The organism is Paenibacillus sp. TAB_01 (assembly GCF_043945595.1).
GTDB lineage: Bacteria > Bacillota > Bacilli > Paenibacillales > NBRC-103111 > Paenibacillus_S.
This window is the reverse complement of sequence record NZ_JBIFNP010000001.1, coordinates 5155415-5176587: the sequence shown is the minus strand read 5'-3', so window position 1 is coordinate 5176587 and position 21173 is coordinate 5155415. Positions and strand designations below refer to the sequence as shown.

Here is a 21173-nt window from a genome sequence, read left to right as displayed (position 1 = left end):
GGAGGCATTCGATGAGACATCAGGTGAAATATTTCATGCTGGCTCTGGCTGCATTTGCTATGGCCGCTTTATTATCCGGCTGCGGTCAGGGCAATACGATCCGGATCGGAACGCAAACCTTCTCCGAGCCTAAAATTTTGGCTCAAATGTACCGTCTTCTGATTGAAGACCGGACGGATCTGAAGGTCGAGGTGATGCCGGATTTGGCTACAAGCTCGGTCGTGCTGGATGCCATCAAAAATAACGATATCCAGATGGGCACCTTGTACACGGGAATTATTTTCGACAATTACTTCCCGTTTGAAATGACGAAAGACCGGGGGCAGGTGCTGAAGCAGGCGCAGGCCGGGTTCGATCAATACTACGGACTGAAGTGGTTTGATCCTTACGGCTTTGAGAATACGTACGCTTTTACGGTGCGCAAGGAGCTGGCGGAGCAGGAGCATCTGCAAAAAATTTCGGATGTCCGGCCCAAAGCCGCATCCATGCGTCTGGGCGTGGATACCTCCTGGCTGGAAAGGGAAGGGGACGGCTATCCCGCCTTTCAGAAAACGTACGGCATTACCTTCGGCAAGACGTACCCGATGGAGGTTGCGCTCGTTTATAATGCCGTGGCGAGCCAAAAGATGGACATCGTCCTCGCCTATTCGACGGATGCGCGATTGAAGGAATACGGTCTGGTCACCTTGGAGGACGACCAGCATTTCTTTCCCCCTTATGACGCTTCGCCGGTCATCGGCAAGCAGGTGCTGAGCGAGCATCCGGAGCTGAACGAGATCATCGGGCTGCTTGTCGGTAAAATCGATGCGGAAACGATGATCGCATTGAACTATGAGGTGGATGTCAACAAGCGCAATGAGAAGAAGGTTGCGGAGGAATATTTGCGGAAGATCGGTTTGCTGAAGTAAGGAGGGAAAGCGGCGTGGAGCTGTTTATTCGTTATATAGGCGAGAATTGGGCGGATTTGCTCGTGTTAACATACCAGCATATTGTGATGGTGCTGCTGGGCTTGGCGTTGGCGTTAGCGGCGGGGGTTCCTTTGGGAATTGCCGCTTCCCGCCACCGGACGCTGGGGAAGGTGATTCTTACCGTGGCGAACATTATACAGGTGTTCCCTAGCCTGGCGCTTCTTGTGCTGCTGATGATCGTATTCGGTCTGGGCTCGACGACCGTTGTCATCGGACTTTTTCTGTATTCGCTGCTGCCGGTAATCCGCAACACCTATGTCGGCTTGACCCAGGTCAGTCCGACATTGCTGGAAGCGGGCAGAGGCGTAGGGATGAGCCCGATGCAAATTTTGATCAACGTTCAGCTGCCTTTGGCGCTGCCGTTTATTTTGACAGGCATCCGGGTGGCGGCGGTGATCGCCATCGGTGTCGCTACCATTGCTCCGCTGGTCGGAGGCAGCGGGCTCGGCAGGGAAATTTATGCCGGGATTAATATGGATAATCCGGCACGTTTGTATGCGGGAGCCATTCCGGCGGCGCTGCTCGCGCTGCTGGCCGATCTGGCGCTGGGACGCCTGCACCGGACGGTGAAGTTCGGCAAATAGCGCAGATAAGCTCTCCGACAACGGATGCGGGGGGTTGCACTAAAATAGGCCTGCGGGCTTGCGGCAATTTCTGCCGCAGCCCTGCAGGCCGTTCTTTTGTCGTAAATGTGCGGTCACCCTGGGTCAGGCGAATGAGCTTTCCTGCGGCTTGCGGTTCGCACGGGGCTTCAGCCGGGACATCAGGAGGATGGCAGCGACCATAACGACGGCGATCGTGACGAGAAACCAGAGCGTGAACGTCACCGACGCCTGCTCCATCAAGCGGCCGGTAAGCCAGGAAAAGACGGCTCCGCCAATGCCGCTGGCCGCAATGAGCTTGCTGGTCGTCTGCTCCGTTTGACCAGGGAACAGCGTATTGCTGAATACAAGAGCAATGGAGAACAACCCGGACATGAGCAGTCCCAGCAGCATAATCATGACGAACGCTCCCGCAAGCTGCTTCATCAGCACAAACCCGATCAAGACCGCTGCCGTACCGAGAGAGCACCAGAGCAGATAACGGGTGTAGCCGTACCGTTCCGCCAGCACACCGCAGAACAGGCGTCCTAGTACCATCGTTCCCCAAAAAAAGCTGACGCTCAAGGAGCCTGCGGCGGCGTCGACCTTCATGGTCTCCACCATAATGGAAGGGAGGAAGCTGACGATGCTCATTTCCAGACCGACGTAAGTAATGAAAACGGCAATGCAGACGGTCAAGACGGCCAGACGGGCCTTGCTTCCGGTTCGCCGAGACGAGCCGGAGGCCGCCGCTGCGCTTGTCTCAAGCAACGGCTTGCGGTCAATCCATTCGCTGTGACCGGCACAGAAGCTTCTCCACACCAGCATCAAGATCATGGCGAGCAGACAGACGGCATAAAAAGTGATGCGCCAGGCATCCATGACGATCAGGAGGCTGATCAGCATCGGCATCGCCAAGGCTCCCACACCGAAAAAGACCTCCAGCCGGCTCATCGCGACGGCCGTTTTTTCTACAATCGTATCGATGATGAGTGCGCCTACGGTAGATTCGATCATGCCGGAACCTAAACCGACAAGCCCCAGGCTGATCATGACGACAGGCCATGACGGCAGGAAGCCGATCACGAGGTAGCCGATGCAAATAAACAGCAGCGTGAAGGACAGCATCCGGCTGCGTCCGAACCGGCGGGACCACCAGGGCTGCGTCAAGACGCCGAGCAGAAACCCGGTAAATTGGGCAAAGACGAGATTGCCGCCGTCACCGTAGCTTCGGCCGTAATGCATCAGCAGCTCCGGGAGCAGGGCGGCCGAGATGACCGAGGTAAATCCGATCAGCAGGTAAAAGCAGCAGGCGATCCAGACAAGCCTATTCATGCGGGGCTCCCTGCGTGCCGAGCGCCCATGCCACAGCTTCCGCCACACTGCGCGTTTCGCGGCTGGCTCTGGCTTTCACTTCGGGATGAGCGCCGGACATGGCAAAGCTGTGCGGCGTTGTAGCGAACATGGAAACATCGTTGAACGAATCGCCGATACAGATCGTTTCCTCCGGCGAAATGCCGAGGTGGCTCTGCAGCGCGCGCAGTCCGACCCCTTTGGAGACATGGCTCGGCATGACGTCAAGGCAGTCCACATCGGAAATATAGGCGTCGATTTGATCGCCGTAGGTCTCTGTCAGCGTCTGTTTCAGCTGCAGCAGCCCGTCGACCTCGCCCAAATAAGTAATTTTCCCGCACAGCAGCTCCGTTCCCAGAGCTTCTACGGCCTGAGGATGAACCTGCAGCGGGGCGAGCAGATTGTGCTCGATATGGCGGTGCCGTTCATCTGTAATAATATAATTGTCCGAGTTGCACATGACGGTAATGAAGGGAAGCTCCGCAGCGGCAACGGCCAGCTCCTTGATCAGCTCGGTCGCAAACGTATCGTTTTGAATCAGCTTGCCGTCCAGCGTATGGACGTACGCGCCGTTCTGCGAAACGGAATGAACCGTCAGCCCGATCTCGTTCATGACGTGGCGGATTTCGGGGTACATCCGGCCGGAGGCGAAGCAGACGATCAGCCCGCGGTTGCAACGCTTCCTTCAGCGCAGCCCGGTCTCTTCGCGGATATGATGCCCTTTTTGCATAAGGGTGCCGTCCAGATCGCTTACAATAAGTTTAATCATAGGTTCATGTCTCCTTTAGCTATCCTGATGTCGACTTCATTGGCGTGGAGCGCTTCCTTCAAAGCCTCATCCGGCTCCTGGTCGGTGATCAGAATATCAATGCGGTCCAGGCCCGCGATGCGGTGGAACTGCCGTTTGCCGAACTTGGTATGATCCGCGAGCACAATGATTTGGTCCGCACGCCGGAGCATTTCCTTGACGATAAAGCCTTCTTCCTCATAGGGGTTCATCAAGCCGTCCTGCGTAATGCCGCAGGTGCCGAGGAACAGCTTATGAACATGGTAATCTCCGAGCATTTCAAGCGCTCTTGCACCATAAATATGCCGGTGCTCGGGATGCAGCAGACCCCCCAGCAGGTGGACGCTGGTTCGCTCCTTTTGCGCCAGCACGCCGGCGATGTCAATGGAATTGGTCACGACGACATGCCCTTGCGTATGGATGCTTTCGGCAAAGCTGAGCACGGTGGTAGAGGCGTTGAGCAGCATATAGTCGCCGTCATGCAGCAGGGAGGCGGCGCAGCGGCCGATAGCTTTCTTCGCCGCAGTCGTCGCTTCATCGCGCAGCCGTTCGCCGTAATTGGCGATTGGGGCGGAAATCGTCGGGAGAATCGCGCCTCCGCGTGTCCGCAGAATACTGCCCTGCTCCTCCAGCTTGATCATATCCCGCCGTGCGGTATCCCGGGACACATCGAACAGCTCGCAGATCGTTTCGATACGGATGCGCGGGTGATGGGCCAAGTATTCCATGATGCCCAGCAGTCTTTCTTCTTGATACACGGCATGACCTCCTTCTCCGGCGGAAACGGCGGATTATTCGGATGGGAAGTGAAGCAAGCTTTACTCCGCACCGGTTTCCATTCCAGCAGCTCTAGGCAAATTATAATGCCAATCATGCAAAAAATGCAATATAAATTAAGTGAATGTAAGTTATTTTGCATCAAATTAAGTTTTTGTGCATTTTGTTGAATCCTGTACCTTTTCCTGTGGTACAATGCTGAAGGATACCTTACATAACGATATATCCATGATAAAGGACCGTACCGGGTCGAAATGGAAGGATTGGACTGCATTTGGCTAAGAGAAAAACGAAATTACTTGAGCTCGAAATCGTTAGGGCCCTCGCTATTTTGGCGGTGCTGATGATCCACGGCACCTCGGAGGCTACCGTGGAGCTTCCGGTGGGCAGCGGGTCGCAGGCGCTGTACCTGGCTGTCAACAAGCTGAGCAATTTTGCCGTACCCGTATTTATTTTCATAAGCGGGCTTGTGCTGTTTTACCGCTACCACGACGACTGGAGCGGGAAGCAGGCGGTAACGTTCTATGTAAAACGGGTCAAGCAGGTGCTGTTTCCTTACTTGGTCTGGTCTTTGTTCTACTATTTATATAATCAATGGATCTTCGACCGTGCCCACCTGCATTTTGATTTGCCGCAATTTGCCGACCTGCTGCCTTGGGCGGACGCCTCGTACCATTTGTATTTTATGGTCATTATCGTTCAATTTTACTTGTTATTTCCTCTGCTGGTCGCGCTGTGTCGCAGCTGGCCCTGGTTTGCCAGAAACCTGATTTCGATAGGCATTGTCATTCAGGCGGCCTTTTACTGCTATAACCGCTGGGTGGAGCCGCTCGGGCATGTGCCTTCCCTGTGCGTCACCTATTTCAGCTTGTTTACGCTGGGCGGCTATCTCGGTATGAACTACGAGGCGTTCTTAGCCTGGATCGGCAAGCATATCCGGTGGGTGCTCCCTTTAAGCGCGCTGCTCGGGCTCAGCTATATGGGCTTGTTCCTGCTTGAGGAATGGAAGCATACGGTGCTGGACGGCATCTGGTATATGCTGATCTTCAACATGTACCCGATGTTCGCAGGCATGAGCTTTATTTGGCTCGGCAGACAGCTGCTTCAGCGGTGGCCTGCCTGGGGCAAGCCGCTGCTCGCGCTGGGCACGATGTCATTCGGCGTGTATCTGATGCACCCGGCCGTGCTTACCTACTGGCGGACGCATGCCGCTCATGACAGCGGACGGATGCTCGATTACCACTCGTACAATTTGACCGCCTTCCTGCTGAGTCTGGTCGTTCCGCTGCTCGTTCTGTCTGTGTATAACGGGTTCATCAAAAAAATGCGCTCGTCCCGTAAACGGACCGCGCCCAAAGGGGCGGCTTAGCTGAAGCCGCCGGCTCTAAAACAGAAGCCCTGTTCGAAGGACACTTGTCCGGAGAATAGGGCTTTATTTCCGTACGCTCCGCCCGTTTATCGAGGGCGGCGCCGCTCCTGCTTTGCTTTTGCTTGCGCGGGAGGTTGTCTGCGCGCTGCCCTCGCGGCAGCTGGGCGGACGTTCAGCTCTCCTGCGCCTGCGGCGGTTTTCGCGAACCGAAGCGGGAACGCCCGGGCCTTCAGCTCCTGCTTCACCCGGGCGGGGCTCAGCCCGGGCCGCTTTTGCAGCAGCAGCGCAGCGGCTCCTGCGATCAACGGCGCAGCCATGCTGGTGCCCGACAGCCGAATGTAGCTTTTGCCGAGGCGGCCGCGCGGCGTCGTACGGTCCAGCAGCGAGCCGGAAGCGCGCAGCGAGACGATGCCGACGCCGGGGGCGAGGAGGTCGGGCTTCTTGACGCCGCCTAAGCCGGGACCGGCGCGATGAAAAGCCGGCGATCCGGTCGTCGGACTGGCGAATGGTGCGCCGGTCGTCGGAGGCTCCGACGGTGATCGCCGAAGGCGTAATGCCAGGCGACGAGATCGTCCCCGGCTCGGGCCCCTCGTTGCCGGCGGCGACGGTGACGATGAGGCCGGCGCGGACGGCTTTGTCGACCGCGCGGCACAGCGGATCGCTGCTCCAGCGCTCGGTCGCCCGCTTGCCGAGCGAAAGGCTCATCACCCGTATACCGTAACGTTTACGGTTAGTGATGCACCATTGGATGCCGCGGATGATGGTCGAGTCGTAGCCGCTGCCGTTGCGGTCGAGCACCTTCACCCCGACCAGCTTCGCTTGAGGGGCGACGCCGCGGTAGGTTCCTCTGCTGGCGTAGCCGCTGCCGGCGGCGTCTCCCGCGACATGAGTGCCGTGCCCGTTATCGTCGTACGGCTTGGACCGTCCGTTGACGAAATCTTTGAATCCCGCGATCCGGTTAACCGGCTTCGTCACATCGGGATGGGCGGCGATGCCGGTGTCGACAATCGCGATCCCGATGCCTTTGCCGGTGACGCCCCGCTTGCGGGCGGCGGCAGCGCCGACGGAGGGTGCGGCTATGTTCAGCAGCGTTTTGTTTTTGCTGGTCCAGATACACCTTCTTTACGCCGCGGCAGGAACAGATCCGTTTCAGGCAGGAGGGGGAAACGTGAGCGGACCAGCTTTTTAACAGCCAAAGATGTCCCTTCTCACGGTAACGGTGTCCGCGGATCGTTTGCTTCAGACGGGCGGCATGCTTGCGGTGATCCGGTCCTTCAAACTGGACAATGACGGGAATGAGCGTCCGGCTCTTTCGCTGCCCGGCTTGGCCGGCGAGAGCGCGATGCAGCGTTTTCGTCATCGGCGCTGCTTTCTTTTTCACCATGATGCGATCGTCCTCCTTGTGAGCAGTCTCCATTCTGCGATTACAATATGCGGCGGCAGGCCGCTTGTCTCTAAGCGAATGAGCCAATCCGCAGCCTAATTGCTTGCCGGAGCCGCCGGCCGGTATTGCTCGTTAGGTATGCGGCGAATCCAGGTTCGGGTGCTATTTTGGCGGCCAAGCTCATAGACTGTATTGTACAAGTCGGCAATGCGCCGGAACGTTATCGAAAGGAGCTGGGAGCAAGATGAAGGAAATGAAGCCGATCATTTATATGGGACTGACGCTGGGCATGATGTTTTATGCCGTTCCCCGCCTGAACATTCTTGGAGAATCAAAGCTGGCGACTCTGTTCGGCGTCGGCTGGATCTTCTTTGCGCTGGTGATCATTGCGGCCCATTTGCATGAGCTGCTAGGGGTAGAAGAGGAAGCGAAGAAACAGATAGCCAAAGTAAGGCGGATGAGAAGATGGCAGTTTGAAAAGACGGTTCAGGGCAAAGGGAAAATGCTGCAGTTCAAAAAGTAGCAGACGGCTCCTCCTTGGAAGCCGCACCAAAAAAGCCGTATCCTCCAGGCAGTCTGAAGGACACGGCTCTTGCTTTGCGGGGAAACGGAAAGCGGCGTTACAACAAAGAAATAACCAGCAGCTCGTATAAGACGAGAGGAAGAACGACATTGTTATAAGCGTTTTGAGCCAGGAAAGGGTTGAAAAATCCGCGGACATGACCGACATGGCCGGGCATCGTCTGCAAATATAAATGCATGGCGTCAATGTGTACAATGTATCCCTCGAACAGCTGTCCGTGGGTCGTTTGAATTTGTACGGGACGGTTCACATATTGGGAGCACACTTGCTGGACGTGGTCTTTCATGCTGTGCATAGCCTCGGTCAGGCTCGGATCCATTTGATAAATAGTTTGCAGCGGAGCGGGTTCGGGCTGATTATACATGGGAGCGGCACCTCCAAATTGATTTGTTTATGCTACAGTCTATGCGATCGCCCACATTTGGTTCATGTGCTTCTTCGACAGCCCCTGTTTGCCAAAAAGATGCGGCGCCTCCGTTGGCGAACGGCAGCCGTACCGGGTTCCTTCTTCCTGCAGAAGAAGGGGCCTTTTTTTCTATGCCAGGCTGTATATAATCATGGGTACAGAGTAATACAGATAGTAAGGGGGAGGTATAACAGAATGGAATCAAATGAGCACCCGGTTCCGGATTCTATCGAGGCTTCCATGGAGGAATCGATTCAAGAGGCCGCAACCAAGCACGAGCAAATTTTAAAATATATCGAGAGCCTGAAAACCGGAACGAAAATTTCGGTCCGTAAAATAGCGGAGAAGCTGGATGTCAGCGAAGGGACCGCCTACCGGGCGATTAAAGAAGCGGACAATCTGGGGCTGGTCAGCACGAAGGAACGGGTAGGCACCGTGCGCGTAGAGAAAAAGCTGCGCGACAACATCGACAAGCTGACGTTCGCGGAAGTGGTCAACATGGTGGACGGCGAGGTGCTGGGCGGACAGGGCGGACTGCATAAGACTCTGAACAAGTTCGTCATCGGCGCGATGCAGCAGGACGCCATGATGCGCTATATCGATGCAGGCAGCCTTCTGATTGTGGGCAACCGCAGCAAGGCGCATATTTGCGCTTTGGAGCAGGGCGCCGGCGTGCTGATCACAGGGGGGTTCGGCACGAGCGAGGAGGTCAAGCAGCTGGCGGACCAGCTGGAGCTGCCGATCATTTCGAGCAGCTACGATACGTTCACCGTTGCCTCGATGATTAACCGGGCGATCTACGACCGGCTGATCAAGAAAAAAATATTGCTCGTCGAAGATATCGTTCCGGCGCAAATGCAGGTGCATGCGTTAAGAGGGCATCATACGCTGAAGGACTGGCAGCAATTGCATGAGGAAACGGGACACGCGCGGTTCCCGGTCGTCGATGAGTGGAACCGGGTCATCGGGATGATTACCTCGCACGATCTGGTCGGGGCCTCGCCGGAGCAGACGATCGACAAGTTTATGACGCGAAACCCGTTGACGGCTGCGCCGAACACCTCCGTGGCGTCGGCCGCGCATTTGATGGTGTGGGAGGGGATAGACTTACTGCCCGTGATCGACGCGAACCGGAAGCTGATGGCCGTAATCAGCCGCAAGGACGTGCTGAAGGCGATGCAGCACAGCCAGCGGCAGCCGCAGAACGGGGAGACGTTCGAGAATCTGATCTGGTCCGGCTTCGCCGAGGAACGGAACAAGGAGGGGCAGCCGCTGTTTCGCGGCAAAGCGACCCCGCAGATGACGAATCAGCTGGGCACCGTGTCGGAAGGGGTGCTGACGATCCTGATGACGCAGGCGGCTTACCATGTCGTGCAGGACGTAAAAAAGGGCGACCTCGTTATGGATAACATGTCGTCCTATTTCGTCAAACCGGTGCAGATCGACAGCGAGATCGAAATCCGGCCTAAATTTATTGAGATGAGCCGGAAATTCGGCAAAATCGAGGTAGAGATCCACCATGCCCAGACGCTTGTGGCGAAATCGATGCTGACCGCGCAATTTATCGATCAGGTTTAACGGGAATCCGTTCGATCAGGGCATCCGGTTAAACAGATTGTGGTTGCGGATGCCCGCAAACAGATTAAACAGCCCGAGCAGAACGCAGATCGTTCCGAAGACGCGGCGGATGTTGGAATCGTTAAAAAAGAACAGCTGCGTGATGGCGATAATGACAAGCATCAGCCCCATCGCGATATTCATTCTCGCCGTAAACAGGCCGCGCAGCTTAGGCTCCTGCGCTCGTCTGGAGCGGAAGCTGTAGGAGACGGAGACGATCAGAGTAATGAAAATCAGGGCCGACAACAGAGTGCGAACAATTTCCATGGGCGTTGTACACTTCCTTACATCAATAGTATCGTAACTTTTACTAATGTAACGATATTGGCAAAGAAATGCAACGCCCCCACAGGCTTCCGATGCGTTAGCAATGCCCATGCAGGCTGACGGAACGGAAGCCTGAGGTCTGCTCCGACTCGCTCTGAACTGCTCTGCTTTGACGAGCAGTTCAGGCTGCCCTAAAAAATCCCCGGCTCGTCACGGAGACCGCTGAAAAAAGGCATCGCTGCAAGTGCGCACCCTTCTTACGATCGCTGCTGTCTCCGAACGCTTGCGCTTTTACAGAAGAACGTTTTCGCACTCTCCGCTCGGTTTCAGCTTCCTCCTTGTCGCGGCGGATTCGGCTGCAACAGAAGGCGGGGCCGTTGGCTGCCGTACCGGCATCACATGACGGGCCGCTTGTAATCTTTGGCTATGACCCACACCTTCAATTCGTTTTGAATCAGCATCATCGTCTTCATATTGACGAGGTAATCCTTGTCCAGAATCGCGTGGTACGTTTTTTGGGCGAGCAGCTGCTGATACACATGAGGCGATTCGGCGAAGGTCGATACCTTCATGCCGACGATCACCTTCAGGTCGCTGCGCACGCGCCGTTCGATTTCCTGCTCGGTTACTTTATCCAGCTGATCCAGGTCGGCGGATTCCACGATCACTTCAATTTTGTTGATGGTGCTCAGCTGGTTTCTATTCTTTTTGTAATTGGTATTGTCTTGAATCAGCTTTTCATTCTCCGCCTGGAGCTCCCGGTTCTCAATGAGAGCGGCGTTCAAATTATGGTGAAAAATACTCATAAAGACGGCGCTTCCGATAACCGCCCCCGCAATCAGCAGCCCCGTCGCTTTGGCCATATCCGCAAAATGGTCGAAGGAAGGAACTCTCAACTGCTGCTGCCCCCTCTGCATATCCAGTGGATAAGCGTCGTACCCATTTGAGCGCCGATAAATGCGAACACGATGAACATGATTTGTTTGATCGCAGGAGAGATATAGCCTTCTACGAGGTTGCTCTCAATAACTTTGATCGGGTCGATCGTACCGCCGATGGCAGCGACAATCGCCCAGATTTTAATCTGCTCGGCAACCAGAAGCATCCGGGTGGTGGGGGGCTCCAGCATCAATACGGCCGCCACGCCTCCAAGCAGCGTACCTCCAAGCACCACTCCGAACGCGATGAAAAAATCCAATACACATTTGATCAAAAAGCCGGCCACCTTCATCCCATCCTTCCCGCAAATCTTCCGGTTTCCCGCGGGCTGAAACGAAGCGCCCGCCGGGAGTAACCCCTACTTGTCTAATCTATGGTACAAGTGTTCGCATTATGATAAAATATTTAATAATTATCCCGGCTGACGCAAATGAGACGGGGCAGGCCGGACAGGCACGCTTTTAATCCGGTTCCTATGCCCGTGAACGATATTGCGTTAGAGAGCCGGGCAAGCAAGGGAGGCGGCGCAGATGAGCGACTTTGTCCATCTGCATGTGCACAGTGAATACAGCCTGCTGGACGGCGCAGCGCGCATTGACGATCTGGTGGAGCAAGCGGCACGGCTCGGCATGAAGGCTCTGGCGCTGACCGATCACGGCGTCATGTACGGTGCGATACCTTTTTATAAAGCGTGCAAGCGGCAAGGCATCCAGCCGATTATCGGCTGCGAGGTTTATTATACGGCGGGCTCGATTCGGGATAAGGACCGAGGCAGGAGCAGCCGATCTACCATCTGATCCTGCTCGCCAAGAACGAGACGGGCTACCGCAATCTGATGAAGCTGTGCTCGATCGGCCACCTGGAGGGCTACCACTACAAGCCGCGAATCGATCCGGCCCATTTGGCCCAGTATTCGGAAGGCCTTATCTGCACAAGCTCCTGCCTTGGCGGCGAGGTGGCGCAGCATCTGCTGCACGGCCGATACGAGGAAGCGAGACTTGCGGCGGAGCGCTACCGCACGATCTTCGGCGACGACTTCTTCCTGGAGCTTCAGGATCACGGGCTCCTGGAGCAGAAGAAAGTAATGCAGGATCTGCTGAAGCTGCATCGGGAGACCGGCATTCCCCTCGTGGCGACGAACGATGTCCACTATATCCGGGAGCCGGACGCTGCGGTGCAGGATATTCTGCTGTGTATCGGAACGGGCAAGACCGTCGACGATCCCGACCGGCTGAAGTTTTCTTCGAGCCAGCTGTATTTAAAAAGCCCCGAAGAGATGGGCCGTTTGTTCGCCCATGCCCCGCAGGCTGTCGAAAATACGCGGATCATCGCGGAGCGGTGCCGCTTGGAGCTCGAATTCGGCCGCTCCATCCTGCCTCAGTTCGAGCCGATTCCGCAAGGGATGACAGCAGGGCAGTATCTTGCCGAGCTGTGCCGAAACGGCCTGGAGGCGCGGTACGGCGAGTCGCCGGAATGGCTTGACCCCGACCGGCGCCGGTCGATGGAGGAACGGCTGAATTACGAGCTGTCCGTCATCGAACGGATGGGGTTCTCGGATTATTTTCTGATCGTGTGGGACTTCATCCGTTTCGCTCATGAGAAGGGCATAGTTACGGGACCGGGCCGGGGTTCCTCGGCCGGCAGTCTGGTCGCTTACGTGCTTCGCATCACCAATGTCGATCCGATCCGCTATCATTTGCTGTTTGAGCGGTTTTTGAACCCGGAGCGGATCTCCATGCCCGATATCGATATCGACTTCAGCGATATCCGCCGTGATGAAGTCATCGACTATGTCGTGCACAAATACGGGCATGACCGCGTAGCGCAGATCATCACGTTCGGAACGATGGCGGCGAAGGCGGCCGTCCGTGACGTCGGACGCGCGCTGAACGTTCCTTACAATGAAGTGACCAGCGCCGCCAAAATGATTCCGCACCAGCTCGGCGTGACGCTCTCGGAGGCGGTGGAGGCGAATCCCGATCTGAAGGCGCTGGCGGCGAGGCAGCCCAAAACGGCTCAGCTGCTGGAGATGGCGATGAAGGTGGAGGGGATGCCCCGCCACGCTTCGACGCATGCGGCAGGCGTCGTCATTTCGCGCGAGCCGCTGACGCAGTATGTTCCGCTGCAGGAGGGCAACGAGCAGACGGCTTTGACGCAGTATTCGATGGAGCATCTGGAGTCCATCGGACTGCTGAAGATGGACTTTCTCGGATTGAGGACACTGTCCATCATAGAGCGGACGCTTCAATGGATCAAGGAGCAGACCGGGCGCGAGATCGACTTCCAGCAGCTGCCGATGAACGATCCGGCAACCTACGAGCTGCTCAGCCGGGGCGATACGACCGGAATCTTTCAGCTTGAGTCGCCTGGTGTCCGGCGGGTGCTGAAGGATCTGCGCCCCTCCGAATTTGAAGATATTATCTCGGTCGTCGCCTTGTACCGTCCGGGACCGATGGAGTTTATTCCTCGGTATATCCAGGGCAAGCACGGCGAGATTCAAGTGGAATACCCGCATCCGACGCTGGAGCCGATTCTCAAGGACACGTACGGGATTATCGTGTATCAGGAGCAGATCATGCAGATCGCTTCGCGGATGGCGGGCTTCAGCCTGGGTGAAGCCGACCTATTACGGCGCGCGGTCAGCAAGAAGAAGCGCGAGGTGCTCGACGAAGAGCGCGCCCACTTTGTGAAGGGCAGCGTGTCGCAGGGCTTCACCGAAGCCGAGGCGAACAAAGTGTACGATATGATCGTACGCTTTGCCGATTACGGCTTTCCGCGGGCGCATGCGACGGCCTACGGCGTGCTGGCGTTCCAGACCGCCTATTTGAAGGCACACTACCCGGTGCAGTTCATGGCGTCGATGCTGACGGCGGTCATGGGCAGCCACCACAAGGTGGCCGAGTACGTGGACGAATGCCGCCGTATGGGCATCGCCGTGCTGCCGCCCGACGTCAACGAGAGCGGCGTCGTATTTACGCCGGTGGCGGGATCTGAAGGCAGCCCGGCGCTGGAGGCTGCAGCCGCAGGCGCTGAGTCGGATCATGCGGCTCCGGCAGAGGCCGGCGCTCCGGGCGGCAAGGTCCGCCCCGCCGCTGCGCAGGGCCGGTCAGGCGCGATCCGCTTCGGCCTCGCCGCGATCAAGAACGTCGGCACGCATGCCATCGACTCGATCATGCAGGAGCGCCGCTCGGACGGCGGCCCTTATGAGAGTCTGATGGATTTGTGCCGGCGGGTAGATCTCCGCGTGTGCAACAAGCGGGTGCTGGAGTCGCTGATCCAGGGCGGGGCGATGGATTCGCTTCCCGGCCACCGCGCCCAGCAGCTGGGAATGCTCGAGGAGACGATCAACGCCGCCGTCAAATGGCGCAAGGAAAGAGACGATCTGCAGCTGCATCTGTTCGGCTTCGTCGAGGAGGTCAATTGGGAGGTGGAGTATCCCGATATCCGTCCCTACACGATGACTCAGCAGCTGGAGCTGGAGCGGGAGCTGCTGGGGCTGTATATTTCGGGCAGCCCGCTGGACGATTACGAGGAGGTGCTGCGCGAGCTGGACACCGACCCGCTGCATTATCTTCAGGAGCTGCCGGACCACAGCGAGGTGATCGTCGCAGGGATGGTTCTCTCCAGCAAGACGATCGTCACGAAGAAGGGGCAGCCGATGGCGTTCATGGAGCTGGACGAACCGCGTGGCGAAGGTCGAGGTCGTCTTGTTCCCCGAAGCATGGAAGCAGTACGCCCCGCTCGTTCAGAAGGGCAGCCCCGTGCTGGTCCGCGCCAAGCTGCAGCAGGGCGATGAAGACGTCAAGCTGCTGGCCGATCAGCTGCTCGCGCTGAACGACCCGCAGCTGAAGGCGAAGGCGGCCCGCCGCCCGGCCTCCGCGGCGGCATCGCCCGGCGGACGCGGCCCAAGGCCCGCGCCGGCCCCGGCGCAGCCGGCTGCGGCCGCTAAGGACCGCGCGGATGCCCGCCCGGTGCCGCAAGCGGCCGCTAAGACCGGCGCACCCGCGCAGACGCCTGGCAGCGGCCCGCCGTCCGGCCGCCCGGCGAACGCTCCGCCGGGGGCGGGTACGGCAAGCCGCCCTGCCGCGCAGCCGCGCGAGGAGGCTCCTGCTGTGCAGGCCGCACCGGCGAAGCCGCGTCCGGCCGCTTCGGCCGCCCGTACGCAGCGCGTCTACGTGAAGATATCCGCGAGCCACGAGCAGCCGCACGTGCTGGCGAAGCTCAAGGAGCTGCTACTGGAGCATGAAGGCCCGCTGGATGTGATTCTTTACTACGAGAAGAGTCAAAAAACGCTGCGGCTCAGCGAGCAGTACCAGGTTAAGCCTTCTCCCGAGCTGTTCCGGATGATGGAGGAGCTGCTTGGTAAAGAAACCGTAAAAGTGAAATAATTAACGCCTCCTCCGCATACATTTAGTTACCCGGAGACGTCCCTCGACCATGGCACGAACGGGACGGTATTCACTTGGTGACTATCTGGTATGGAGGAGGCGTTATTTGATGTCCCATCAACACATAGTGGAATGCTTGGAAAAACGAGGTGTCACCGTCGACCGAATTGCCGATATCGTCTGGAAGCTGCAGCTTCCGTACAACAATCAATTGCAAAAGCAGGACTGCATAGATAGCGTGCTTACCGTTTTGAAGAAACGCGAGGTTCAATATACGCTTTACACCGGCATCGCTCTGGATGAGCTGGCGGAGAAGAAGCTGCTGCCCGAGCCGCTGCAAGCCATCATGGAGCGGGATGAGTCGCTGTACGGGGTCGATGAGACGCTGGCTCTCGGCATCGTTCATGTATACGGCATGATAGGATTGACGAGCTTTGGTTATCTGGACAAGGAAAAGATGGGCATCATCCGTGAATTGAATGACCATAAGACGGGAATCCATGTGTTCCTGGATGACCTGGTTGCGGGTCTGGCTGCGGCCGCCTCGGCGCGCATCGCCCATAGGCATCAGGATGAATTGGACAGCTTGGAGCAATTGAACCGAGGTTTGGCCGCTCAGCCTCCGTCCGAGGCGTCCGATCAAGCGGATGCGGAACCGGATAGCCCCACAGAAGATTAATGATGCCGAAGCTTTCAAGCAGCCGTTTCCTTTCCGCAGCAGTCCCGGCTTCCTGTAATGTTTGAATATCCAGGAAAAACATCCTTTCCTGAAACCCTGCTGCGTCCGCCAAGCTGAAAAATGGACACGTCCTCCGGCTTGCGGCTTGTGCGAATTATTACCAATCCGCCGTAAGCTGGAAGCCGCCGAGAAACAAACTTGCAGATGCGGAAGCATCCCGTACGAGCGCAAGCGTACGTCTTCGTCACCTGGTTTTCAACCGTCAAAAGCGGATCACATCAAGAAAAACAGGGGATGGCTGTAATCGGAGGAAGGCTCCGTACCGGGCGCGGTGATTGTTTCATCGGCCCCGCTCGGCCGCGGAGGCGTCCATATCCCTCGGGTACCGGCTTCGCGGTTCCCCTGGGGATGAAACCGTTTATCCTTGCGGGAAAAACAGCAGATATGATATCATTAGTGCATTATGTTCGGGAGGACTTTTTTCATGTGGACCGTTATTTATATAGCTCCAACAGCGAAAATTGCAGAAAGAATCCAGCAGAAACTGACGGAAGAGGGCTTTCTTGTCCAAGTGCGGGCCATTAACATGACAAAAAATCAGTTTGAGATCGTAGTCCCGGAAGGTGAACTGGAAGAGGTTCAAGATGTGTTGAACTCCATTTTGCATAGGTCTTAGATCCTGGATGGACCACAGTTTTGAACATCAACCGCAAGTGAGGTGTAGCCGTGCAATTCAAAGATTTATTTCAGAAGAAGAGAAAATATGCAACCGTACCGACCACGGAACGAACGGTGAATCGTGGAGGCGACGGCGGAGAAATATTGCCTGAAGAGAAGCCGAGGAGAGAAATTCCCGAAGGCTTGATGAACAAATGTCCTAAATGCGGAACCATCCAATTCACGAAAGAGCTGGACAAAAATTTAAAAGTGTGTACCGCTTGCGGCTACCATTTTAAATTGAGTGCGGTGGAACGTATTCAAATGATGATGGATGAAGGCCGCTTTTTTGAATATGACAGCGAGATGATGTCGGAGGATCCGCTTGAATTCCCGGATTATGTGGGCAAATACCGCAAAGCCGTGGAAGCGACTGGCATGAATGACGCTGTAATTACAGGGGAAGGTACCATTGGGGGCTTTCCTGTTGTCGTTGCTGTCATGAGCTTCGACTTTATGGGCGGCTCGCTCGGCTCCGTAGTCGGCGAGAAGGTAACGCTGGCCGTAGAGTACGCGATTCAAAAAAATTATCCTTTGATTATATTCTCCACCTCGGGCGGCGCCCGGATGCAGGAGAGTATTTTGAGCTTGATGCAGATGGCCAAGACCAGCGCAGCGCTGGCTCAATTGAACGAGCAGGGCGGATTGTTCATTTCGGTCATTACCGATCCGACCTTCGGAGGCGTGACCGCAAGCTATGCGATGCTGGGCGATTATATTATCGCCGAGCCGGGAGCGGCCTTCGGCTTCACAGGACGCCGCGTTATCGAGCAGACGATCCGTCAGAAGCTGCCGGATACGTTCCAAACCGCAGAGTTCAACCTCCAGCATGGACAGGTCGATATGGTGGTGCAGCGTAAAGAAATGAAGAGCACCTTGACCCGTTTGCTGGATTTACACGTTGTAAAGGGGGATTTGGCACATGGCCGGTGAATTGCCCTTTGAGCAGCCGCTTCTTGAGCTGAAGAACAAGATTGAAGAGCTCCGTAGATTCGGGGCCGACAAGCAGATGGATTTTTCGGACGAGATTGCCCGTCTGGAGCAGCGTCACGAACAGCTGGCCGCCGAGCTGTACAGCAATATGTCGACGGCGGAGAAAATGCAGCTGGCCCGTCATCCGCAGCGTCCCACGACGTCGGATTACATACAGCTTATTTTTACCGATTTCATGGAGCTTCACGGAGATCGGCTGTATGGCGACGACCTCGCGATCATTGGCGGACTTGCCCGTTTGAACGGCGTGCCGGTTACCGTCGTCGGACATCAGAAAGGCAAGGACACGAAGGACAATATCGCCCGCCATTTCGGCATGCCGCACCCGGACGGATTCCGCAAAGGATTGCGTCTGATGAAGCAGGCGAACAAGTTCAAGCGCCCGATCATTACTTTCATCGATACGCCCGGCGCATATCCCGGAGGCGCGGCTGAAGAGCGCGGACAAGGGGAAGCGATCGCCAGAAATTTGATGGAGATGGCTTCTTTTGGCGTGCCGATTCTATGTGTCGTCATCGGGGAAGGCGGCAGCGGCGGCGCTTTGGCGCTGGGTGTCGGCAACCGCGTGTTCATGCTGGAAAATTCGATATACTCGGTAAGCTCGCCGGAGGCGGCTTCATCGATACTATATAAAGACGCTACACGCTCGAAAGAAGCGGCGGAAGCGATGAAAATAACCTCGGAGCACATCAAGGCGCTCGGCGTTGTGGATGAAATCATTCCGGAGCCGCGCGGAGGTGCGCACAGGGACGTTCAGACCCAGGCCGAGGCTATTAAACAAATGTTAACAAAGCATTTGCAGGAACTGTCGACTTTGTCAGAGAAAGAACTGATAGAGGACCGCTACAACAAGTTTAGACAAATTGGAAGGTTTACAATTCAGGAGGGTAATCACAATCATGCGTAAAACGAAAATTGTTTGTACCATCGGCCCGGTGAGCGAGTCGCTGGAAATGTTCAAAAAGCTTATTCAATCCGGGATGAACGTAGCCCGATTGAACTTTTCCCACGGCGACTTCGAGGAGCACGGCAACCGCATCAAGAACGTGCGTCAGGCAAGCCAAGAGCTTGGCGTAAACAACGTGGCGATCTTGCTGGATACCAAAGGGCCGGAGATCCGTACAGGCAGACTGAAGGACGACCAGAAGGTCGAGCTGGTTCAAGACAACTTCATCATTTTGACGACGGAAGAAGTATTGGGCGATGCGGAGCGCGTTCATATCACGTACAAGGATTTGCCAAAAGACGTGAAGGTCGGCTCCACGATTTTGATCGATGACGGTTTGATCGGTTTGGAAGTCGTTGACTTGACGAATACCGAGATCAAATGCCGTATCGTGAACGGCGGTTTGCTCGGCGGCAAGAAAGGCGTTAACGTCCCTGGCGTGAAAATCAACCTGCCGGGCATTACGGAGAAGGATGCGAACGATATTATTTTCGGTATCGAGCAGGGAGTGGACTTCATCGCTGCGTCCTTTGTGCGTAAGGCGAGCGACGTTATTGAAATCCGCGAAATTCTGGAGCGCCACAATGCTCAGCATATCCAAATCATTTCCAAGATCGAGAACCAGGAAGGCGTAGACAACCTGGACGAAATTTTGGAAGTATCCGACGGCTTGATGGTAGCCCGCGGTGACCTTGGGGTTGAAATTCCGGCCGAAGACGTGCCTATCGTGCAAAAAGCGATGATCAAAAAGTGTAACCAAGCCGGCAAGCCGGTTATTACGGCAACGATGATGCTGGATTCCATGCAGCGCAACCCGCGTCCGACGCGTGCGGAAGCAAGCGACGTGGCGAACGCCATCTTCGACGGCACCGATGCGGTCATGCTGTCCGGTGAAACGGCTGCAGGGAAATACCCGCTCGAATCCGTTACCACGATGGCTCGTATTGCCGAGCGTGCGGAAACGGCTTTGGAGCACCGTGAAATTTTTATCCGTCAAAGCAATGCGCAGCAAAAAACGGTAACCGAAGCGATCAGCCAAGCGGTAGCCAGCTCGGCATTGGATTTGGACGCGCGCGCCATTCTGACGGCTACGGAAAGCGGATATACGGCTCGTATGGTATCCAAATACCGTCCGAAATCGCCGATCATCGCCGTAACGCCGAATGAGCAGGTGCTTCGCCGTCTGTCGCTGGTATGGGGCGTCATTCCGGTGAAAGGCGAGCAGTGCGAAACAACGGACGAGCTGTTCCAGCATGCAGTAGACAGCAGCGTAAAATCGGGTCTGGTCAGCCTGGGCGACACCGTAGTTATTACGGCCGGCGTACCGGTTGGACGCTCCGGAACCACGAACCTGATCAAAGTGCACCAAATCGGCGAAATGATCGCCAAAGGTCAAGGCATCGGTACGCAAATCGCGACAGGCAAGGTGGTTACGGCCCGTACGGCTGAAGAAGCCAACGCCAAAGCGGTGGAAGGCTGTATCCTCGTTACAGGAACGACGGACAAGGAGTACATGCCGGCTATCGAGAAAGCGGCTGCGATCATTACGGAAACCGGCGGTATTACGTCTCATGCGGCTGTCGTGGGCATCAGCCTGAGCAAACCGGTCATCGTAGGCGTAGAGCGCGCGCTTGAACTGATTCAGGATAACGAGGAAGTTTCGATTTATCCTGAGGTGGGCGTCATCTACTCCGGCCGCGCACGCGTTCTTTAATCATACCCGCGGCGAGTCTGGAATTCCTTCCATACTCGCCTCCAACAGAGTGAAGTCGAAGTTTACACCTCGGTTTCACTCTTTTTTTCACCACATTTACCTATCGGATATTGGGAGGAACAGCATATGTGTCCATCTCCATGGTTTGAGCATCCGCTTCGGTTCCGTTATCAGGAGACCGATCAGATGGGGGTCGTCTACCATGCGAATTATTTGAACTGGTTTGAAATCGGCCGTACGGAGCTGATTCGCTCTCTGGGAATGCCGTATCAATCCATCGAAGCCAAAGGGCTGCTGCTCCCGGTCATTGAAGCCGATATCAAATTCAGAATTCCGGCCAAATATGATGACAGCATAGCCATACGAACGAGGATTGAAGAGTATACTAATTTACGGCTTCAATTTGCATCGGAGATCGTGCGCGGCGATGAGCTTCTGGTCAGCGGAGGCACGCGGCATGTATGGCTGAACAGAGAATGGAAGCCTGCACGTATCGATAAAGCGGCGCCCGACTTGTACGAGCTGCTGCAAAAGGCTGTAAAGGCGGAGTAAAGCTGCAAGCCCGGTCAAATAATTTGGATGGGAATATACCCAACGTTGGGCATTTACAAACAATTTACATAAATCGCATTCTCTGATGACATTGTCGAACTACCATGAACTTAGTAGAATGAGGGAATCGGGCTGTGAGAGATGGAGATAGCC

At 56.1% G+C, this 21173-nt stretch carries 20 protein-coding genes and 2 pseudogenes; 12 read left to right on the top strand and 10 right to left on the bottom strand.

The features are described 5' to 3' along the window. The first annotated feature begins 11 nt into the window (after positions 1-11). Entirely contained in the window at positions 12-908 is an 897-nt protein-coding gene (locus tag ACHHV8_RS25185) for a glycine betaine ABC transporter substrate-binding protein (RefSeq protein ID WP_395162148.1), read from the top strand. A 14-nt stretch (positions 909-922) separates the two neighbouring features. Continuing rightward, the gene (locus tag ACHHV8_RS25180) at positions 923-1552 is read left to right on the top strand and encodes an ABC transporter permease (RefSeq protein WP_395162147.1); all 630 of its coding nucleotides are present in this window, start codon (positions 923-925) and stop codon (positions 1550-1552) included. Between the two features lie 123 nt (positions 1553-1675). Here the strand turns inward: ACHHV8_RS25180 and ACHHV8_RS25175 are convergent, their stop codons facing one another. The 3 genes from ACHHV8_RS25175 to ACHHV8_RS25165 all read right to left on the bottom strand — a co-directional run bounded on the left by ACHHV8_RS25175 (position 1676) and on the right by ACHHV8_RS25165 (position 4447). Beyond that, the gene (locus tag ACHHV8_RS25175) at positions 1676-2884 is read right to left on the bottom strand and encodes an MFS transporter (protein ID WP_395162146.1); all 1209 of its coding nucleotides are present in this window, start codon (positions 2882-2884) and stop codon (positions 1676-1678) included. Further along, the gene (locus ACHHV8_RS25170; protein WP_395163622.1) at positions 2877-3563 is read right to left on the bottom strand and encodes an HAD family hydrolase; all 687 of its coding nucleotides are present in this window, start codon (positions 3561-3563) and stop codon (positions 2877-2879) included. Before ACHHV8_RS25170 ends, ACHHV8_RS25175 begins: the two co-directional genes overlap by 8 nt. 104 nt (positions 3564-3667) lie before the next feature. Next, a complete protein-coding gene (locus tag ACHHV8_RS25165) occupies positions 3668-4447 on the bottom strand; it encodes a DeoR/GlpR family DNA-binding transcription regulator (protein WP_395162145.1) in 780 nt (259 codons plus the stop codon). Between the two features lie 293 nt (positions 4448-4740). Between ACHHV8_RS25165 and ACHHV8_RS25160 the strand changes: the two genes are divergently transcribed. Next, complete coding sequence (locus ACHHV8_RS25160; RefSeq protein WP_395162144.1) at positions 4741-5835, top strand: acyltransferase; 1095 nt, start codon at positions 4741-4743, stop codon at positions 5833-5835. A gap of 86 nt (positions 5836-5921) precedes the next feature. Here the strand turns inward: ACHHV8_RS25160 and ACHHV8_RS25155 are convergent, their stop codons facing one another. The 3 genes and pseudogenes from ACHHV8_RS25155 to ACHHV8_RS25145 all read right to left on the bottom strand — a co-directional run bounded on the left by ACHHV8_RS25155 (position 5922) and on the right by ACHHV8_RS25145 (position 7219). Beyond that, positions 5922-6395 carry a S8 family serine peptidase gene (locus ACHHV8_RS25155; protein ID WP_395163621.1) on the bottom strand — a complete coding sequence of 158 codons (474 nt, stop codon included), beginning with the start codon at positions 6393-6395 and terminating at the stop codon, positions 5922-5924. Next, a pseudogene (locus ACHHV8_RS25150) lies at positions 6376-6810 on the bottom strand (S8 family serine peptidase); the annotation flags it as partial. The gene ACHHV8_RS25155 and the pseudogene ACHHV8_RS25150, both read right to left, overlap by 20 nt. Beyond that, positions 6794-7219, bottom strand: coding sequence for a hypothetical protein (locus tag ACHHV8_RS25145; RefSeq protein ID WP_395162143.1), 426 nt, complete (start codon positions 7217-7219; stop codon positions 6794-6796). The pseudogene ACHHV8_RS25150 and the gene ACHHV8_RS25145, both read right to left, overlap by 17 nt. 244 nt (positions 7220-7463) lie before the next feature. Between ACHHV8_RS25145 and ACHHV8_RS25140 the strand changes: the two genes are divergently transcribed. Then, entirely contained in the window at positions 7464-7742 is a 279-nt protein-coding gene (locus tag ACHHV8_RS25140) for a hypothetical protein (RefSeq protein ID WP_395162142.1), read from the top strand. 97 nt (positions 7743-7839) lie between these two features. On the opposite strand, the gene ACHHV8_RS25135 is transcribed toward ACHHV8_RS25140, so the two are convergent. Next, the gene (locus tag ACHHV8_RS25135; protein WP_395162141.1) at positions 7840-8166 is read right to left on the bottom strand and encodes an acetyl-CoA acetyltransferase; all 327 of its coding nucleotides are present in this window, start codon (positions 8164-8166) and stop codon (positions 7840-7842) included. A 282-nt stretch (positions 8167-8448) separates the two neighbouring features. Here ACHHV8_RS25135 and ACHHV8_RS25130 point away from each other — a divergent pair, with 282 nt between their 5' ends. Beyond that, the gene (locus tag ACHHV8_RS25130) at positions 8449-9786 is read left to right on the top strand and encodes a DRTGG domain-containing protein (RefSeq protein ID WP_395163620.1); all 1338 of its coding nucleotides are present in this window, start codon (positions 8449-8451) and stop codon (positions 9784-9786) included. Positions 9787-9801: 15 nt separating this feature from the next. Here the strand turns inward: ACHHV8_RS25130 and ACHHV8_RS25125 are convergent, their stop codons facing one another. From ACHHV8_RS25125 to ACHHV8_RS25115, 3 genes are all read right to left on the bottom strand, one after another. Beyond that, a complete protein-coding gene (locus tag ACHHV8_RS25125; RefSeq protein WP_395162140.1) occupies positions 9802-10092 on the bottom strand; it encodes a YtpI family protein in 291 nt (96 codons plus the stop codon). Positions 10093-10487: 395 nt separating this feature from the next. Continuing rightward, positions 10488-10988: a sporulation membrane protein YtrI gene (locus ACHHV8_RS25120; RefSeq protein ID WP_395162139.1), complete on the bottom strand. Its 501-nt coding sequence runs from the start codon at positions 10986-10988 to the stop codon at positions 10488-10490. Further along, positions 10985-11317, bottom strand: coding sequence for a YtrH family sporulation protein (locus ACHHV8_RS25115; RefSeq protein WP_395162138.1), 333 nt, complete (start codon positions 11315-11317; stop codon positions 10985-10987). The genes ACHHV8_RS25120 and ACHHV8_RS25115 overlap by 4 nt, the downstream gene beginning before the upstream one ends. Positions 11318-11561: 244 nt before the next feature. On the opposite strand from ACHHV8_RS25115, the pseudogene ACHHV8_RS25105 reads away from it, so the two are divergent. The 7 genes and pseudogenes from ACHHV8_RS25105 to ACHHV8_RS25070 all read left to right on the top strand — a co-directional run bounded on the left by ACHHV8_RS25105 (position 11562) and on the right by ACHHV8_RS25070 (position 21020). After that, positions 11562-15419, top strand: a pseudogene (locus ACHHV8_RS25105) (DNA polymerase III subunit alpha). Positions 15420-15528: 109 nt separating this feature from the next. Then, positions 15529-16098, top strand: coding sequence for a phosphatidylglycerophosphatase A family protein (locus ACHHV8_RS25095; protein ID WP_395162135.1), 570 nt, complete (start codon positions 15529-15531; stop codon positions 16096-16098). A 484-nt stretch (positions 16099-16582) separates the two neighbouring features. Beyond that, positions 16583-16774 carry a glutamate decarboxylase gene (locus tag ACHHV8_RS25090; protein ID WP_395162134.1) on the top strand — a complete coding sequence of 64 codons (192 nt, stop codon included), beginning with the start codon at positions 16583-16585 and terminating at the stop codon, positions 16772-16774. A gap of 50 nt (positions 16775-16824) precedes the next feature. Then, positions 16825-17748, top strand: a complete 924-nt coding sequence (gene accD, locus ACHHV8_RS25085; protein ID WP_395162133.1) for an acetyl-CoA carboxylase, carboxyltransferase subunit beta — start codon at positions 16825-16827, stop codon at positions 17746-17748. Beyond that, positions 17738-18715 carry an acetyl-CoA carboxylase carboxyltransferase subunit alpha gene (locus ACHHV8_RS25080; protein ID WP_395162132.1) on the top strand — a complete coding sequence of 326 codons (978 nt, stop codon included), beginning with the start codon at positions 17738-17740 and terminating at the stop codon, positions 18713-18715. Before accD ends, ACHHV8_RS25080 begins: the two co-directional genes overlap by 11 nt. Beyond that, positions 18708-20468, top strand: a complete 1761-nt coding sequence (pyk, locus tag ACHHV8_RS25075) for a pyruvate kinase (protein WP_395162131.1) — start codon at positions 18708-18710, stop codon at positions 20466-20468. The genes ACHHV8_RS25080 and pyk overlap by 8 nt, the downstream gene beginning before the upstream one ends. Positions 20469-20594: 126 nt before the next feature. Further along, positions 20595-21020, top strand: coding sequence for an acyl-CoA thioesterase (locus ACHHV8_RS25070; RefSeq protein ID WP_395162130.1), 426 nt, complete (start codon positions 20595-20597; stop codon positions 21018-21020). Positions 21021-21173: the final 153 nt, after the last annotated feature.

Bases quoted from the DNA above. Each gene is read 5' to 3' on its own strand.
- ACHHV8_RS25095 (WP_395162135.1), top strand. From the start codon at position 15,529: ATGTCCCATCAACACATAGTGGAATGCTTGGAAAAACGAGGTGTCACC.
- ACHHV8_RS25070 (WP_395162130.1), top strand. From the start codon at position 20,595: ATGTGTCCATCTCCATGGTTTGAGCATCCGCTTCGGTTCCGTTATCAG.
- ACHHV8_RS25090 (WP_395162134.1), top strand. From the start codon at position 16,583: ATGTGGACCGTTATTTATATAGCTCCAACAGCGAAAATTGCAGAAAGA.
- ACHHV8_RS25135 (WP_395162141.1), bottom strand. From the start codon at position 8,166: ATGTATAATCAGCCCGAACCCGCTCCGCTGCAAACTATTTATCAAATG.
- ACHHV8_RS25130 (WP_395163620.1), top strand. From the start codon at position 8,449: ATGGAGGAATCGATTCAAGAGGCCGCAACCAAGCACGAGCAAATTTTA.
- ACHHV8_RS25145 (WP_395162143.1), bottom strand. From the start codon at position 7,219: ATGGTGAAAAAGAAAGCAGCGCCGATGACGAAAACGCTGCATCGCGCT.
- pyk (WP_395162131.1), top strand. From the start codon at position 18,708: ATGCGTAAAACGAAAATTGTTTGTACCATCGGCCCGGTGAGCGAGTCG.
- ACHHV8_RS25080 (WP_395162132.1), top strand. From the start codon at position 17,738: ATGGCCGGTGAATTGCCCTTTGAGCAGCCGCTTCTTGAGCTGAAGAAC.
- ACHHV8_RS25185 (WP_395162148.1), top strand. From the start codon at position 12: ATGAGACATCAGGTGAAATATTTCATGCTGGCTCTGGCTGCATTTGCT.
- ACHHV8_RS25140 (WP_395162142.1), top strand. From the start codon at position 7,464: ATGAAGGAAATGAAGCCGATCATTTATATGGGACTGACGCTGGGCATG.
- ACHHV8_RS25125 (WP_395162140.1), bottom strand. From the start codon at position 10,092: ATGGAAATTGTTCGCACTCTGTTGTCGGCCCTGATTTTCATTACTCTG.
- ACHHV8_RS25175 (WP_395162146.1), bottom strand. From the start codon at position 2,884: ATGAATAGGCTTGTCTGGATCGCCTGCTGCTTTTACCTGCTGATCGGA.